Source organism: Streptomyces sp. NBC_00102 (genome assembly GCF_026343115.1).
Classification (GTDB): Bacteria; Actinomycetota; Actinomycetes; order Streptomycetales; family Streptomycetaceae; genus Streptomyces.
The window spans coordinates 1,837,166-1,853,841 of sequence record NZ_JAPEMC010000001.1 but is presented as its reverse complement, the minus strand read 5'-3'; the positions used below and the strand labels follow the sequence as shown (position 1 = coordinate 1,853,841).

Genomic DNA, 16,676 nt, shown 5'->3' with positions numbered 1-16,676 from the left:
GTCTGCACGCATGGGAGAGCAGGAAGTGCCTACCGGCCGCGGCAAGCGCCGAATCGGCGTCATGGGCGGGACGTTCGACCCGATCCATCATGGACACCTGGTGGCGGCCAGTGAAGTGGCCGCCCAGTTCCACCTGGACGAGGTCGTCTTCGTACCGACCGGGCAGCCGTGGCAGAAGAGCCACAAAGAGGTCTCGCCGGCCGAGGACCGCTATCTGATGACGGTCATCGCCACGGCGTCGAACCCGCAGTTCTCGGTGAGCCGCAGCGACATCGACCGCGGGGGGCCGACGTACACGATCGACACACTGCGGGACCTGCGCGAGACGCACGGGGACGCGGACCTCTTCTTCATCACCGGCGCCGACGCGTTGTCGCAGATCCTCACGTGGCGAAACGCGGAAGAACTCTTCTCGCTCTCCCATTTCATCGGTGTGACCCGGCCGGGCCATGTGCTCACCGACGCGGGACTGCCCGAAGGCGGTGTCTCCCTCGTGGAGGTTCCCGCCCTGGCCATCTCGTCGACGGACTGCCGGTGGAGGGTCGCGCAGGGCGATCCGGTCTGGTATCTGGTGCCCGACGGTGTGGTCCGCTACATCGACAAACGCCAGCTGTACCGAGGCGAATGAGCCGCGGAGAGGGGCACCGGTGGTGAACGACCGACAGAACCCGTACGACCCGTACGGACAGCAGCCGCAGATCATCGGCTACGACGCGTACGGGCAGCCGGTGTACCAGCAGCCCGAACAGCAGGGCTGCGACCCGTACGCCTCCCCCCAGGACCCGTACTCCTACGGGCAGCCGACGCAGGGTCAGCCCCCGCAGGACCCGTACCAGCAGGGGCAGCAGGCGCAGGGCCGGCAGGACGGTGCCGGACAGGGGTACGGCTACGACCCGTACGCCCAGCAGCAGAACCAGTCCTACGACCCGTACGCCGGCCACCCGCAGCAGCCGCGGCCCCAGCAGCCGCAGGGCGGCGAGCAGGGATACGGGTACGGCGGCGGCTACGGCTACGACACCGGGCAGCAGCCGGTCGTGGTCGACGCGACGGCCCAGCAGCAGTGGAACGTCCCGCAGCAGAACGTGGCGGCCCCGCACGCGGCGCCGCCTCAGCCGGCACCCCCGTACTCCGGGGACTCCGGGGACCAGCGGACAGCGTCCCGGGCCGCCCCGCAGACGGACGCCCCGGTGCGCGGGCCGGAACCGGAGTCAGGGGTTCCGGAGCAGCGCCGGTCCTCCCAGGACTACCGGACCGGGCAGTTCTCCTTCATCGAGGAGCCGGACGAGGACTCCGAGGACGTCATCGACTGGCTGGCGTTCACGGAGAGCCGCAGCGAGCGGCGCGAGGAGGCCCGACGCAAGGGCCGCAACCGGCTGATCGGGCTGATCGTCGTCGTGGCGCTCGTCGTCGTCGCCGGTGTCGGTTACCTCTGGACGGCGGGGAAGCTCCCCGGCTCGTCCGGCGCGGACGGCAAGGCCGCCACCGCCGGTGGCCCGCAGCAGCGCGACGTCATCGTCGTGCACCTGCACAACACCAAGGGCGGCGGGACCTCCACCGCGCTCCTCGTGGACAACGTCACCACGAAGAAGGGCACCACCGTCCTGCTGCCCAATTCCCTCGCGGTCGCCAACGACGACGGCTCCACCACCACGCTCGGCGAGTCGGTGGAGGACGACGGCAGCACCGGAACCCGCGAGGCGATCGACACCCTCCTCGGCACGAAGATCAGCGGCACCTGGCGGCTGGACACCCCGTACCTGGAGAACCTCGTCGAGCTGGTCGGCAACATCGAGGTCGACACCGACACGGACGTCCCCGACGCCAAGAAGGGGGCGGCGCCCGTCGTCCGCAAGGGCGAGGCGCAGACCCTGAGCGGCACGATGGCCGTGGCGTACGCCACGTACCGGGCGAAGGGCGAGCCGGAGGCGAAGCAGCTGAACCGGTTCGGACAGGTGCTGCGCGGGGTTCTGCGCAAGCTGTCCGAGGACCCGAAGGCGGCGACGATCACCGTGCAGACGCTGGCGCAGATCCTCGACCCGTCCTTGCCCGAGGCCGACCTCGGCGCCTCGCTCGCCAAGCTCGCCGGGCACGCCAAGGTGGGCGACTACACCACCGAGGTTCTGCCGGTGCAGGACGACGGCACCCTGAGCGACGCGGCCACCAAGAGTGTGGTGAAGGACATTCTGGGCGGATCGGTACGGGCGCCGGACAAGGACGCGGCGACCCGGGTCGGCGTGAAGAACGCCTACGGCGACACGGACGCCCTCGACGCCGCGCGCGTGGTGCTGGTGAACGGCGGCTACTCCTTCGTCGACGCGGGCAAGGCGGACACCCGGTCCACCTCGGAGATCGTCTACGGCGCCGCCGAGGACAAGGACAAGGCGGTGGAGGTCGCCAAGACGCTCGGCCTGCCCGAGAGCGTCGTGACCAAGGGGGAGGCCGCCGCGAACGCGGACGTCTCCGTGGTGCTCGGCCAGGACTACGTCTTCCAGAAGGCCAAGTCCTGATCCCGGGTTCCGGTCCCGGCCCTTCCCGCTGACCGACCGGCCCGCAGGGGCCCCCGCGCCGTACGGGCACGGGGGCCCCTGCGGCGTACCGGGCCATTCCCAGTCGGCACTGTCGGCGGTCCGTGAGACCCTAAAGAACAGTCCCGCGATTTCTGGCGGGCACGCGACGACGGCGACGGAACCCCGCCGCTCCACCCGCGCGCCGATCCGCCAGGGACGACGGAACAGCTTCCAGGGACTGTCCCGCCCGCCGACGAAAGCCTGCATGTGACCGCCACGGACCGCTCCATCGAGCTCATCACCGCCGCCGCCCAGGCGGCGGCCGACCGGCTCGCGCACGACATCATCGCCTACGACGTCAGTGACGTCCTGTCGATCACCGACGCCTTCCTGCTGGCCTCGGCCCCCAACGACCGCCAGGTCAAGTCGATCGTCGACGAGATCGAGGAGCGGCTCCAGAAGGAGCTCGGTGCCAAGCCGGTGCGCCGTGAGGGCGACCGCGACGCCCGCTGGATCCTGCTCGACTACGTCGACATCGTCATCCACGTCCAGCACAGCGAGGAGCGCGTCTTCTACGCGCTCGAGCGCCTGTGGAAGGACTGCCCCGAGATCGCGCTGCCCGAGGACGCGCTGAAGACCCGGGGCAAGGCCGCCGAGCACGCACAGCTCAACGGCACCGCGGAAGGCGACGCGAGCTGAACGGCGGAGACAGCGGCCGTGGCCGCCGCGTAGTCCTCTGGCGGCACGGTCAGACGGCGTGGAACCTGGAGCGGCGCTTCCAGGGCACCACGGACATCGAGTTGACCGACACCGGAGTCGGGCAGGCCCGTCGGGCGGCCCGCCTCCTGGCGTCCCTGAAGCCCGACGCCGTCGTCGCGTCCGATCTGCGGCGCGCGGCGGCGACCGCCGCCGAGCTGTCCGCCGTGACGGGCCTCGCGGTCACTCACGACGCCGGTCTGCGCGAGACCTATGCCGGCGAGTGGCAGGGGCTCACGCACGACGAGATCATCGGCCGGTACGGCGAGCAGTACGCCGCCTGGAAGCGCGGCGAGCCCGTGCGCCGGGGCGGCGGAGAGCTGGAGACCGAGGTGGCCGACCGGGCCGCTCCGGTCGTCCTGGAGCACGCGGACCGGCTTCCCGACGGGGGCACGCTCGTCGTGGTCAGCCACGGCGGCGCCATCCGGACCACGATCGGCCGGCTGCTCGGACTGGAGGCCCACCACTGGGAGGGCCTCGGCGGGCTCAGCAACTGCTGCTGGTCGGTGCTGGGCGAAGGCGCGCGCGGCTGGCGTCTGCTCGAGCACAACGCGGGAACCCTGCCCGAACCGGTGCTCGGCGACGACACCTGAGGGCCGCCCGATCCCCGGAGCACGCCTCCGGGAGAGGGCGCCACAGGCCGGATTTCACTTTCCGGCTGGTCACAGGCTAGAGTTCTTCTTGTTCGCAGCGCAGAGAACACCGAAACGGTGAGGATGCGGAGAAGGACAGCGAACAGCGGGGCTATAGCTCAGTTGGTAGAGCGCCTGCATGGCATGCAGGAGGTCAGGAGTTCAATTCTCCTTAGCTCCACAGATGAAGATCCCGTCCCCTTGGGGGCGGGATCTTCTGCGTATCGGGGTCCGCCGCCGATGGGCGGTCCGCGCCGGCCCGCGGTCGGCTTCCAGTCGGCCACCGACTTCCGGCCGACAGCCGGTGGCCTGTTTCCTGGCCGAAGCCTGCTTCCTGGCCGAAGACCGCTTCCTGGCCGCGGCCGGCTCCCTGGTCGGCGTTCCGGCGCCGTTTCGCCCACGTCCAGCCCGTGGCCCGGCGCGTCCACCCCGGCCCGATCGGCGGCCGACACCCGCCACGGCCGCCGCCCCCGGTCCGGAAGGTGGTGCTGACATGGCGTCAGCCGTCCGCCGGGCATGGTTCTACGGGCTTCCGCTCTTGCGGTGTCATGGCAGAATCGGAGCGCCGGAGGGGGCTACGGACCGATCGGGAGGGAGCGCGATGCCTGCGAGCCGCGTGCGGGTCCCCGGTCAGCCGTGTGTGCCCGATCTCCCAGTTCCGCCCGCCCGTCCCGTAGTTACCGTGATTCCCGAACACCGGTCCGGTCCCGGCTGCCCGTCCCGCGGTCCTTCCCAGGTGGTCCAGACACCGGGGGGCGGCGGGATCCGGTGCGTACGCACGGCCAGCGGCCACAGCTGGAGCTGACTGCATGGGTGCGCACAGGCGGAAATGCGACTGGTGTGGCAGCGGTACGCCCATCGTCAGGGACATGGATCCGATCAACGCGGAGTACCAGTACTGGTGCGAGGAGTGCGCGCGGGCGCTGATCATAAAAGGCGACCCCATCGAGACGTACCGCGAGCTGGAGGGGGAGCCGATCTACGGACGGCTTCTGGAGGAGCACTGCACCCTCAAGCGGTTCTACTCCTTCGCCACGGCCTGAGGGTGCGGCGGGGCCGGCAACGTCAGTACATACCGGTCAAATCGGGCAGGTCTGGAATGGATTTGGGGACCACCGGGGAAGCCGTGTAATGTTCTCGATGTCGCCAAGGGAAACCGGACGGCGGCGAGAAACAAGGGGCTATAGCTCAGTTGGTAGAGCGCCTGCATGGCATGCAGGAGGTCAGGAGTTCAATTCTCCTTAGCTCCACAGTGAAGAAGGCGGGTCATCCGAATCGGATGGCCCGCCTTTCTCGTTCCCTGTTGCCTTTGCCGGTGCGTTTCGCCGGTGTGCTCGTCGGGTGCCTTCCGGGTCTTCCGGGTGTCTTCCGGTTTCGGAGAGCTTTCCGCCGCCTGCCGGCCCCCGGCCGGCTCCCGCGCCCTCCGCTTCCCGGCGGGCCCTCCGGCCCCTGTCGGCCGCCCGTCCAGTCGGTGACCGCTCCCGGTGAGGTTCCGGCCCTGTGCGGTACCCTGACGCCATGCGTGCCGTACGCCTTCTGCTTAGCGAGCCGCGCTGATCACTACCGACCGGTGAGAACGCCTGGTCGGACTCGGCGCGGCGTCCCCTCCTGTGCGAGGGGATTTTTCGTTTCCGTAGACGCGCGTCCTCGACGCGGGCGCCGGCAGATGACGATCGATGGAGCTTTGAGGATCATGAGCGAGACGAATTCCGCAGCCGAGACGGCTGCGCCGCACCGCTACACGGCGGCGATGGCCGCCGACATCGAGGCACGCTGGCAGGACTTCTGGGACGCCGAGGGCACGTACGAGGCGCCCAACCCGACCGGCGACCTGGCGGGCGACCCGGAGCTGGCCGCCAAGCCCAAGAAGTTCATCATGGACATGTTCCCGTACCCCTCGGGTGCGGGCCTGCACGTCGGCCACCCGCTGGGCTACATCGCCACCGACGTGTACGCGCGCCACCAGCGGATGTCCGGCCACAACGTCCTGCACACCCTGGGCTTCGACGCCTTCGGCCTGCCCGCCGAGCAGTACGCCGTGCAGACCGGCACGCATCCGCGGATCTCCACCGAAGCGAACATGGAGAACATGCGGGTCCAGCTGCGCCGGCTGGGTCTGGGCCACGACAAGCGCCGCTCGTTCGCCACGATCGAGGCGGACTACTACAAGTGGACCCAGTGGATCTTCCTGCAGATCTTCAACTCCTGGTACGACACCGACGCCGACAAGGCCCGCCCGATCGCCGAGCTGGTCGCCCGGTTCGAAAGCGGTGAGCAGTCCACGCCGGACGGCCGTTCCTGGCAGGACCTGTCCGCCGTCGAGCGCGCCGACCTGCTGAGCGAGTACCGCCTGGCGTACGCCTCCGACGCCCCCGTCAACTGGTCGCCGGGCCTGGGCACTGTGCTGGCCAACGAGGAGGTGACCGCCGACGGACGCTCCGAGCGCGGGAACTTCCCCGTCTTCAAGGCCAAGCTGCGCCAGTGGAACATGCGCATCACCGCCTACGCCGACCGTCTGCTGAACGACCTGGACGGCCTGGACTGGCCGGACGCCATCAAGCTGCAGCAGCGCAACTGGATCGGCCGCTCCGAAGGCGCGCGCGTCGACTTCCCCGTCGACGGCGCCGGTGCGATCACCGTCTTCACCACCCGCCAGGACACCCTGTTCGGCGCCACCTACATGGTGCTGGCGCCCGAGCACGAGCTGGTCGAGCGGATCATCCCGGCCGCCTGGCCCGAGGGCACCCACCCGGTCTGGACCGGCGGCCACGCCACGCCTGCCGAGGCCGTCACCGCGTACCGCAAGCAGGCCGCCGCCAAGTCGGACGTCGAGCGCCAGGCCGAGGCGAAGGACAAGACCGGCGTCTTCACCGGCGCGTACGCGACCAATCCGGTCAGCGGCGACCAGGTCCCCGTCTTCATCGCCGACTACGTCCTGATGGGCTACGGCACCGGCGCGATCATGGCCGTCCCGGCGCACGACACCCGCGACTTCGCCTTCGCCCGCGCCTTCGAGCTGCCGATGCGCTGCGTCGTCGAGCCCTCGGACGACCGCGGCACCGACCCCGCCACGTGGGACGAGGCCTTCTCCTCGTACGAGGCGAAGCTGGTCAACTCCTCGAACGACGAGATCTCGCTGGACGGCCTGGGCGTCGTCGACGCCAAGGCCAAGATCACCGAGTGGCTGAAGGAGCACGGTGTCGGCGAGGGCACCGTGAACTTCCGGCTGCGCGACTGGCTGTTCAGCCGCCAGCGCTACTGGGGCGAGCCCTTCCCGATCGTCTACGACGAGGACGGCATCGCCCACCCGCTGCCCGAGTCGATGCTGCCCCTGGAGCTGCCGGAGGTCGAGGACTACTCGCCGCGCACCTTCGACCCGGACGACGCGGACACCAAGCCGGAGCCGCCGCTGTCGCGGAACGCCGACTGGGTCAACGTCACCCTTGACCTGGGCGACGGCAACGGCCCGCGCGCGTACCGGCGCGAGACCAACACCATGCCGAACTGGGCGGGTTCCTGCTGGTACGAGCTGCGCTACCTGGACCCGAACAACGAGCAGAAGCTGGTCGACCCGGCGATCGAGCAGTACTGGATGGGCCCGCGCGAGGGGCAGCCGACCGGCGGTGTCGACCTGTACGTCGGCGGCGCCGAGCACGCGGTGCTGCACCTGCTGTACGCGCGCTTCTGGTCCAAGGTGCTGCACGACCTGGGCCACGTCTCGTCCGCCGAGCCGTTCCACAAGCTGTACAACCAGGGCATGATCCAGGCGTTCGTCTACCGCGACGCCCGTGGCATCCCGGTTCCGGCCGCCGAGGTCGAGGAGCGGGACGGAAAGTTCTTCTTCCAGGGTGAGCAGGTCAGCCGCGTCCTGGGCAAGATGGGCAAGTCCCTGAAGAACGCCGTCACCCCGGACGAGATCTGTGCCGAGTACGGCGCGGACACCCTGCGCCTGTACGAGATGGCGATGGGCCCGCTGGACGTCTCGCGCCCGTGGGACACCCGTGCCGTGGTCGGTCAGTACCGCCTGCTGCAGCGGCTGTGGCGCAATGTCGTCGACGAGGAGACCGGCCAGGTCACCGTCGTGGACACGGAGCCCGGCGAGGACACGCTGCGCGCGCTGCACAAGGCGATCGACGGCGTTGCCCAGGACATGGCCGGAATGCGCTTCAACACGGCCATCGCCAAGGTGACCGAGCTGAACAACCACCTGACCAAGACGGGCGGCCCGCTGTCCCGTTCGGTGGCCGAGCGCCTGGTCCTGCTGGTGGCCCCGCTGGCCCCGCACGTCGCCGAGGAGCTGTGGCGCCGGCTGGGCCACACCGAGTCGGTCGTGCACCAGGACTTCCCGGTGGCCGACCCGGCGTACGTCGTGGACGAGACCGTCACCTGCGTCGTTCAGGTCAAGGGCAAGGTCAAGGCCCGCCTGGAGATCTCCCCGTCCATCACGGACGCGGAGCTGGAGGCGCTGGCCCTGGCCGACGCGTCCGTGGTCGCCGCCCTGGGCGGGGCCGAGATCCGCAAGGTGATCGTGCGGGCGCCGAAGCTGGTCAACATCGTCCCCGCGTGATCGTTCCCGCGTGAGGCACCGGGAGCCTGGGTAGGGACCTCGTCACGAGGCGCCCACCGTGGCCCCGGGCCCACCGGGTCCGGCTGCCAGGGCTTTCCCCTACGGGCAGGTTGGGGGTTCCGACGGAACCCTCGGCCTGCCCGTTGCGTTTACGGTGGAGAGGGCGGCCTTCACCGGTGGACGCCCGAGCCGCATCACGACTGCGACCCGATCCGGCCCGATCCGTACTCCGCACTCCGATTCATGATCCGATCCGACCGTCGACTGCCGAGGGGCGTTCATGGAGACCCTGCTCTTGATCCTGGCGCTGCTTTTCGTCGCGTTCGTGGGCCTCGGCGTGTACGTCGGGGTGAAAGCCGTCAAGGCCGCCAAGCGGGGCGTCGACAGGACATTCACCCAAGCCCGCCGGACGGTCGAGGAGACCACCCTGCGGGCGAAGGGCTACGGCCGGCCCGGCGTCGCCGGCGAGCTGGCCCAGCTGAGGCTCTCCCTCCGTACCGCGATGCGCGCCACCCAGGAGACCCTGGGCGCCGGGATCGCCGAGGACGCCTCGCTGTCGGAGTCCCTGGGGCTCTTCCACCGGCTCAGCGCGCACGGCCGTGAGCTGGACGACGAGCTGAGGCGGCTGGAGCGGGAGCCCGACCGGGCGACGGTCGAAACCCTGATGCCCGGACTGCGGGAGCGCACGGAACGCATCACCCGCTCCGCCGACTCGCTGCGCTGGGCCGCCCGCGACCGGGCCAGGCGGTTCGCCGACGACGACCTGGACGCCCTCAACGCGCAGATCGACGTCGAGGCCGGGGCGCTGCGGCACTGGACGGTGGAGGAGCCGGTGGAGGAGCCGGTGGAGGCGCCTCGGACGCCTCGGTCATCACAGGCACCTCGGTCGGCCGGGCCGTCCCGGACGTCTGGGGCGCCGCATGGCTCCGGTCAGTCCCAGGGCTTCGGTCCGGCCGGACCGGGCGCCGGGCCGGAGGCCGCGCGGGAGCTGCCGGAGTCCGATCCCACCGCGCGGATCAGCCGGTTGTGGCAGAAATCGGCCCGCCCGGAGACGACGAACTGAGAGCCGGCCAGGGAACGGCGGGACTGGTTTCCGTCTGCCCGGGCTTCGGAGAGGGCGTACGGGGCATGCGAGGCGGTGGGTGGCTTTCTGGCAGGTGGCAAGATGCCTCCCGCACCGTCCGTAAAGATCAGCGGCCCGGGGTCGGGCTGCCGCACCACTGCTCCGGAAGGTAATCTCCGGCTCATGTCCCGCCATGTCGCGATCGTCACCGATTCAACGGCCTACTTGCCTCCCCGGACGATGGAGCGGCACGGCATCACAGCGGTGCCGCTGACCGTCGTCCTCGGCGACCAGGCATTGGAGGAGGGCACGGAGATCTCGGCCCGGTCGCTCGCGGTGGCCCTCCAGAAGCGCCGTTCGGTGACCACCTCGCGTCCCAGCCCGGAGGTCTTCGCCGAGACCTACCGGGCGGCGGCCGAAGCGGGTGCGACCGGCGTCGTCTCGCTGCACCTGTCCGCCGAGTTCTCGGGGACGTACGACGCCGCTCTGCTGGCGGCGAAGGAAGCCCCGGTGCCGGTGCGCGTGGTGGACACCGGGATGGTCGCCATGGCCCTCGGCTTCTGCGCGCTGGCCGCGGCGGAAGCGACCGAGGCCGGCGGCGGACTGGACGAAGCGGTGCTCGCGGCGGAACGCCGGGCCCGTGTCACGTCCGCCTACTTCTACGTGGACACCCTCGATTACCTGCGCCGGGGCGGCCGGATCGGTGCGGCCCAGGCACTGTTCGGGTCCGCGCTCGCCGTGAAGCCGCTGCTCCAGCTCGACGACGGGCGCATCGAGCTGCTGGAGAAGGTACGGACGGCCTCCCGGGCCATCGCCCGGCTGGAGGAGATCGTCGCGGAGAAGGCGGGTGCGGGGGCGGTGGACATCGCGGTGCACCACCTCGCGGCTCCGGAGCGGGCCGAGCGGCTCGCGGAACGCCTGCGGGAGCGGGTGCCGGGGCTCGTGGACCTGCATGTCAGCGAGGTCGGCGCGGTGATCGGCGCGCACACGGGGCCGGGGCTGCTCGGAGCGGTGATTTCGGCCCGGTGAGCGATCGGCGGCCTGCCGGTCGTCGTTTCTTCGGGGGCGTTGTCACCCCTGCGGGTGGTGGAGTTATCCACAACTGGGCGGTTTTCCACGGAAATCGAGGCTGCTCGGCGGGTTCGCGCGGAAGTGCCTAACGTCCTGAGGCATGGCTCCTCGATCAGCTTCTCCGCGCTCGTTCTCCTCCGCACCCGTCCTCGACGTATCGGATCTTCCCGGCTCCGCGACCTCGCTGCCTGCGGGCCCCTCTCATACGGTTGTCCCTTCGGACACCGGTGCGGCCGTCGCCGGTGTCGCTCCGGGCGCCCGTCCGGGGCGGCGTGCCAGGGGCAGGCCGGTCGAGGAGGCGGCGGTCGCCGCGCGGCGGCGGGCCGACGCGTTGCTCGGCGATGCCGGGGAGGACGAGGCGGAGGGGGACGCCGGGCCCTCGCCGGGGTGGACGGGAGTGCCGCGGCGCGGTGCGTCCGCACTCCGTGAGCGGTTACCTCTCTGGTTCCAGCTGCGGTGCGGCCTCGAACCGAGGACGGCGGCCGCCCTCGGCGTGGTGCTGGCCGGCCTCGCGGTCCTGGCCGGGGCGCACTTCTGGTCGGCCGGACCTGAGGGCGTACGCGTGCCCGAAGCGGTGCGGGTGGCGGCCGAGGGGGCCGCCGTACCACGTACGGAGCACGTCGGGGCCGAGTCGCCGTCGCTCCCGCCGACGTCACCGCCACGGCTGCCGCCGACCGCCGCTCACGAGGCCGAGGCCGCCGGTGACCGGATCGTGGTCGACGTCAACGGCAAGGTGCGGCGGCCGGGGGTCCAGCACCTGAGGGCCGGAGCGCGAGTCGCCGACGCGCTGCGCGCGGCCGGGGGCGTGGTCGCGGGGACGGATCTCACCGGTCTCAACCGCGCCCGGATTCTTGTGGACGGCGAACAGGTGGTGGTGGGACTCCCCACGGCCCCGCAGCCTCCGGGACCTGCCGGGGTGCCGGGTCCGGGCGGCGGAGGGCAGGCGCCGGCCGTACCTCTGAGCCTCGGCACCGCCACCACCGAGCAGTTGGAGACGCTGCCGGGGGTCGGGCCCGTCCTGGCCCAGCACATCGTCGACTACCGCGTCGAGCACGGCGGATACGGCTCCGTGGACGAACTGCGGGAAGTCACGGGCATCGGCGACCGGCGGTTCGCCGATCTCCGGCCCCTGGTGCGGCCATGACCCCGGACACCGGCACGGTCCGCCGAGAGGGCTCCGCCGCCCACGCTCCCGGTACGCGTACCGGGACGGGCGAGGGGCAGGAGGGGCCGGCCGATCTGCGGTTGGTGCTTTTGGCCCTCGCCGCATGGGCGTCGGCCGCTCTCTGCCTCGTCGCGCCGGGGGCCTGGACGGCGGCAGGGGTCGCCGTCCTGCTCGCGGCCTCCCTGGTGCTCCTGCGTGCGGCACGGGGCGAGCGGGGTGGCCGGCCCGGCGGGAGGATCGCGGTGAGCGCCGTACTGCTCTGCGCCGCGGCGGGGGCCGCCTCGGCGGGACTCCATGGGGCCGATGTGCGCCGGGGGCCGGTACCGGGGCTGGCGCGGGCCCACGCGGAGGTGGAGGCGGAGGTGACCGTCACCTCCGATCCGGTACGGACGCGGGCCCAGGTACGCGGCAGCCGGAGCATGCCGGCCCTGCTGCTGATCGATGCCGAGATCACCCGCCTCGTGGGGCCGGCCTCCCGGTCCGGCTCCGGGCGGGGCGGGGAGGCGTACCGGCTCCGTACGCCGGTCGTCCTGATGGTGTCGCCCGGGGACGGGGCCGCGACTCACGCATGGCAGAGCCTGCTGCCCTCGACCGCCCTGCGGATCGGCGGCCGGCTCGTGCCCCCGATGCGGGAGGGTGAGCGGAGCGCGGCCACTCTGCGGGTGGCGGCGGGCACCGCACCACGGATCGTCACCGGGCCCGCGTCGGCGCAGCGGCTGGCGGGGGAGCTGCGTGAGGGGCTGCGCCGGGCCACCGAGGACCTCGGCCCGGACGCCCGAGCGCTGCTGCCCGGGCTGGTGGTCGGTGACACCTCGCGCGTCCCGACCGAGCTGCACGACGCCTTCCGGTCCACCGATCTCACTCACCTGCTCTCCGTCTCCGGGGCAAATCTTTCGATTCTCCTCTTTCTGTTGATCGGCCCACCGAGCGCCGCCCTGAGCGCCGAACGGCGAGGGCTCGCGCCCCGGTTGGGGCTGACCCTGCGGGCGACGGCGCTCGTCGGCGGCTTGGTCACTCTCGCCTTCGTGATCGTCTGCCGCCCGGAGCCGAGCGTGCTGCGCGCGGCGGCGTGCGGACTGATCACGCTCCTGGCCATCGGGACCGGCCGGCGCCGAGCCCTGATTCCCGCGCTGGCGGCGGCAGTTCTCCTGCTGGTGCTGTACGACCCGTGGCTCGCGCGGAGTTACGGCTTCCTGCTCTCCGTCCTCGCGACCGGATCGCTGCTCACTCTCGCGCCACGCTGGGGAGCGGCCCTGTCCCGGAAGGGGGTGCCGTCCAGGCTCGCCGAGGTGCTGGCCGCCGCCTCGGCGGCGCAGGCCGTCTGCGCGCCCGTGATCGTGGTGCTGGCCTCCCGGGTGAGCCTGGTGGCGATCCCGTGCAACCTGCTCGCCGAGTTCGCGGTGGCGCCCGCGACGGTCCTCGGGTTCGCCGTGCTGGCCGTGGCGCCGGTGTCGATGCCCGCGGCGGAGCTGTTGGCCCGGATCGCGGGGTGGCCGGTGGAGTGGATCGCCGTCATCGCCAGAACGGGCGCCGGGCTGCCCGGGGCGGAGGCGGCCTGGCCCGGAGGCTGGGGAGGGGCGGCGCTGCTCGCCGGGGCGACGCTCCTCGCGGTGGCGGGCGCCCGCCACGCGGGCCGGCACCCCTGGGTCTGCTCGGCCGCCGCTCTCCTGCTCGTCCTCGCGGTTTTCCGACCCGTGCCGTTGACCCGCATGGTGACGGGATGGCCCCCGCCCGGCTGGGCCTTCGCCATGTGCGACGTGGGGCAGGGCGATGCGCTGGTGCTCGCGGCGGGGGAGGGGGCGGGGGTCGTCGTGGACGCGGGGCCCGAACCGGCCCCCGTGGACAGGTGCCTGCGGGAACTGGGCGTGAGACGGGTGCCGCTGCTGGTGCTGACGCATTTCCACGCGGACCACGTACGCGGGCTGCCCGGCGTACTGCGGGGCCGGTCGGTGGGCGCGGTCCAGACGACCGGCCTCGAACAGCCCGCGGAGCAGGCGGCGTTCGTGCGGAGGACCAGCGCCGCCGCGGGAGTGCCGGTGATCCCGGTGGCCGCGGGGGAGCACCGGCGTATCGGGGCCTTGGACTGGCAGGTTCTGTGGCCGGGAGCGCCGGGAGCGCCGGGACCGCCGAGAGTGCCGGGAGCGCCGGGAGTGCTGGGAGCCGCGGGGGCGGCGGTCGGTGGCGTACCGGTGGAGCCGAACGACTCCAGCGTCACCCTGCTGGTCACGGCGCGCGGCGGCCTGCGGCTGCTGCTCCTGGGCGACCTCGAACCCCCGGCCCAGCAGGCGCTGATACGCGCGCATCCCGAGCTGTCCGCCGTGGACGTGCTCAAGGTGGCGCACCACGGCTCCGGGTTCCAGGACCCCCGGCTGACGCGCCGGTTGCGACCGAGGGTCGCGCTCATCTCATGCGGTGCCCAGAACCCGTATGGGCACCCTGCCCCGCGCACGGTGGCGGCGCTGGCGGCGGGCGGCGCGAAGGTCCTGCGTACGGATGTGGACGGGGCGATCGCCGTGAGCGGCGCGGGAGCGGGACTACGGGTGGTGGGCCGCCGGTAGGGGCGGACGGCAGGGGTGGACGGTGGGGGTGGACGGTAGAGGTGGATGGTCCGCAATACGGATCAATGTGTGAGAGGTGGCGTCAATAAGGATCTTCGGTAGCAGCCCGGCACAGCTCCAGCCATCCCCGCATGAGAGGCTCTGTTTGCCTCGAACGCGGCAAGAGTGATCGAATGCATTTTCGTCGGTGGGCCGCTGCTCCGACAACGACGTCCAGCTGTAGGGGCCCTCAGGTGATCGCCCCCGGGAGTGCAGCATGTTCGGCCGTTTGTTTCGCAGCAATGGACAGGCGGGTGCCGCGTCCAGCGGCGCTCTCGCCGGTGTCACCGTGCCGCAGTCCGCAGGCATGATCAGCTGCCGGGTACTGGACCCGGTCGACCAGCCGGTTCTGCAGGCGGAGTTCGTCGTCACGGACGCCTCGGGCCGCAGGGTCTTCGGCGGCGACACCGACCCGTACGGCAGAATCCTTGCCGCGGTGCCGGCGGGCGAATACCGACTGGGTGTCACCTCCGAGGGCTTCACTCCCTTCCACGGATCGGTCACGGTGACCGAGAACGGGCACGCGGGCCTCGGTGACGTACGCCTCCAGCTGTCGCAGCCCCCGCAGCTCCCCACCCCCGGCGACTGGGAGATCGAGCCGACGCACAGCCAGATCGGCTTCGTGGCGCGGCACATCGGCATGGCCCGCGTCCACGGCAGGTTCAACACCTTCGCCGGTGCCATCCGTATCGCGGAGCACATGGAGGACTCGGCGATGCACGTGATCATCGACGCCGCCTCCATCGACACCAACGTCCAGATGCGTGACGACCACCTGCGCTCGGGCGACTTCCTGGACGTCGGCCGCTTCCCGACGCTGGAGTTCTACAGCGAGCGCTTCGTCCACCGCGGCGGGACCCGATGGGCCGTCACCGGCGCGCTCACCCTGCACGGCGTCAGCCGCACGGTCACGCTGGAGACCCAGTACCTCGGTCTCGGCAACGGGCTGGAGGGCGAGGCCCGGGCAGCCTGCCGGGCCACCACCGAACTGCACCGCGAAGATTTCACCCTCACCTGGCAGACGATGCTGGCCAAGGGGATCGCGGTCGTCGGCTCCAGCATCTCCATCGAGATGGACATCCAGATCGTCCAGAAGAGCTGAACCCCGGCAGGGCTCCCGGGCGGCAGCGCTCCCTGACGGCCGGGAGCCCGGGAGTCGCGAGCCAGGGCTGCCCTAGGGGGTCTCCAGCCAGCCCTCGTACTCCGCCGCGAACGCGTCGAGGGCGGCGGCGTCGAGCAGCCCGTCCGGGTCTTCCACGACAACCAGCCACTGGGCGTCCTCGGCGTCGTCCTCCCCGGCGAGCGCGTCCCTCAGCAGCTGCGGTTCCTCCCCGACGGTGAAGCGGTCGGGGAGCTCCTCCGCCACCTCTTGGGCGGCGTCACGGTCGGGCAGCACCAGCACATGTCTCACATCGCTCACCCACCCATTCTCACCTGTTCGGGTCTGTGGACCGGACCACGGTGGGCACGCGGTCACGGGCACCGGCTTGGGGCGCCGGGGGCCGGGGGCCGGCGGTCCGTGGCCGAGGCTCCGGGGGTGGGTGGGCGCAGTCGACCGGCTCACTCCGTCACGGGCACCCACTCGTCCAGCAGACCGACGACGTCGCGCCAGGCCCGCCGCGCGTGCACCGGGTGGTGACCGACGCCCGGGAGTACGGTCAGGCCGTCCGTCGGATGGTGAAAGGCGTGCAGGGCGCCTCCGTAGACCACCAAGCGCCAGTCCACGCCCGCAGCACGCATCTCGGCGGTGAACGCTTCCCGTTGGACGGGCGGCATGATCGGATCCTCCGACCCGACCCCGGCCCACACGGGGCACCGGATGCGCGCCGCCTCGCCCGGTCGGCCGGTGGTCAGCGCGTTGACCGTCCCGATCCCGCGCAGGCCGACGCCGTCACGGCCGAGTTCCAGCGCGATCGCACCCCCGGTGCCGTAACCGATGGCGGCGATCCGGTCCGGATCGGTCCTGGGTTCGGCGCGCAGCACGTCCAGTGCCGCGTGGCCGATCCGCCTCATCCGGTCGGGATCGGCGAGCAGAGGGGTCACGTGCGCGAGCATCTCCGCAGGGTCGTCGAACCAGCGTCCGCCGTTGATGTCGAAGACCAGCGCTACGTAACCCAGCTCGGCCAGGGCGTCGGCGCGGCGGCGCTGGAAGTCGCTCAGCCCCGGTCCCTCGGGCCCGATCAGGACGGCCGGCCGGGGGCCCGCGCCTTCCGGGAGCGCGAGGTGCCCGACCATCGTCAGGCCGTCGGCCGGGTACTCGACCGAGCACGTGGTCACCTTCGTCCTGCTCGTCGTCGTCATGCCGAGGACCGTAACGG

Annotated in this window: 13 protein-coding genes and 2 tRNA genes; 13 read left to right on the top strand and 2 right to left on the bottom strand. The window is 71.7% G+C overall.

The annotated features are described in order from the left end of the window. Positions 1 to 10 precede the first annotated feature (10 nt). From nadD to OHA55_RS08175, 13 genes are all read left to right on the top strand, one after another. A complete protein-coding gene (gene nadD, locus OHA55_RS08235) occupies positions 11 to 628 on the top strand; it encodes a nicotinate-nucleotide adenylyltransferase (RefSeq protein ID WP_266704248.1) in 618 nt (205 codons plus the stop codon). A gap of 22 nt (positions 629 to 650) precedes the next feature. Beyond that, positions 651 to 2,507 carry an LCP family protein gene (locus OHA55_RS08230; RefSeq protein WP_266704246.1) on the top strand — a complete coding sequence of 619 codons (1,857 nt, stop codon included), beginning with the start codon at positions 651 to 653 and terminating at the stop codon, positions 2,505 to 2,507. A gap of 267 nt (positions 2,508 to 2,774) precedes the next feature. Beyond that, positions 2,775 to 3,206, top strand: a complete 432-nt coding sequence (gene rsfS / locus OHA55_RS08225) for a ribosome silencing factor (protein ID WP_266704244.1) — start codon at positions 2,775 to 2,777, stop codon at positions 3,204 to 3,206. Continuing rightward, positions 3,203 to 3,856, top strand: coding sequence for a histidine phosphatase family protein (locus OHA55_RS08220; RefSeq protein WP_266710477.1), 654 nt, complete (start codon positions 3,203 to 3,205; stop codon positions 3,854 to 3,856). Before rsfS ends, OHA55_RS08220 begins: the two co-directional genes overlap by 4 nt. A 147-nt stretch (positions 3,857 to 4,003) precedes the next feature. After that, a tRNA-Ala gene (locus tag OHA55_RS08215) sits at positions 4,004 to 4,076 on the top strand. A 628-nt stretch (positions 4,077 to 4,704) separates the two neighbouring features. Next, positions 4,705 to 4,938: a hypothetical protein gene (locus OHA55_RS08210; RefSeq protein WP_018487125.1), complete on the top strand. Its 234-nt coding sequence runs from the start codon at positions 4,705 to 4,707 to the stop codon at positions 4,936 to 4,938. A 134-nt stretch (positions 4,939 to 5,072) separates the two neighbouring features. Continuing rightward, a tRNA-Ala gene (locus OHA55_RS08205) sits at positions 5,073 to 5,145 on the top strand. A gap of 443 nt (positions 5,146 to 5,588) precedes the next feature. Beyond that, positions 5,589 to 8,462, top strand: coding sequence for a leucine--tRNA ligase (leuS, locus tag OHA55_RS08200; protein WP_266704241.1), 2,874 nt, complete (start codon positions 5,589 to 5,591; stop codon positions 8,460 to 8,462). A 280-nt stretch (positions 8,463 to 8,742) separates the two neighbouring features. Continuing rightward, entirely contained in the window at positions 8,743 to 9,525 is a 783-nt protein-coding gene (locus tag OHA55_RS08195; protein ID WP_266704239.1) for a hypothetical protein, read from the top strand. A 183-nt stretch (positions 9,526 to 9,708) separates the two neighbouring features. Beyond that, a complete protein-coding gene (locus OHA55_RS08190) occupies positions 9,709 to 10,554 on the top strand; it encodes a DegV family protein (protein WP_266704237.1) in 846 nt (281 codons plus the stop codon). Between the two features lie 142 nt (positions 10,555 to 10,696). After that, entirely contained in the window at positions 10,697 to 11,740 is a 1,044-nt protein-coding gene (locus OHA55_RS08185; RefSeq protein ID WP_266704235.1) for a ComEA family DNA-binding protein, read from the top strand. After that, positions 11,737 to 14,319 (top strand): ComEC/Rec2 family competence protein, encoded by a 2,583-nt coding sequence (locus OHA55_RS08180; RefSeq protein ID WP_266704233.1) that lies wholly within the window; start codon positions 11,737 to 11,739, stop codon positions 14,317 to 14,319. Before OHA55_RS08185 ends, OHA55_RS08180 begins: the two co-directional genes overlap by 4 nt. Before the next feature lie 256 nt (positions 14,320 to 14,575). After that, positions 14,576 to 15,460 carry a YceI family protein gene (locus OHA55_RS08175; RefSeq protein ID WP_266704231.1) on the top strand — a complete coding sequence of 295 codons (885 nt, stop codon included), beginning with the start codon at positions 14,576 to 14,578 and terminating at the stop codon, positions 15,458 to 15,460. A 72-nt stretch (positions 15,461 to 15,532) separates the two neighbouring features. On the opposite strand, the gene OHA55_RS08170 is transcribed toward OHA55_RS08175, so the two are convergent. Further along, positions 15,533 to 15,778 carry a hypothetical protein gene (locus OHA55_RS08170; protein WP_266704229.1) on the bottom strand — a complete coding sequence of 82 codons (246 nt, stop codon included), beginning with the start codon at positions 15,776 to 15,778 and terminating at the stop codon, positions 15,533 to 15,535. A 140-nt stretch (positions 15,779 to 15,918) separates the two neighbouring features. Continuing rightward, positions 15,919 to 16,659, bottom strand: a complete 741-nt coding sequence (locus OHA55_RS08165; RefSeq protein WP_266704227.1) for a dienelactone hydrolase family protein — start codon at positions 16,657 to 16,659, stop codon at positions 15,919 to 15,921. Positions 16,660 to 16,676 lie beyond the last annotated feature (17 nt).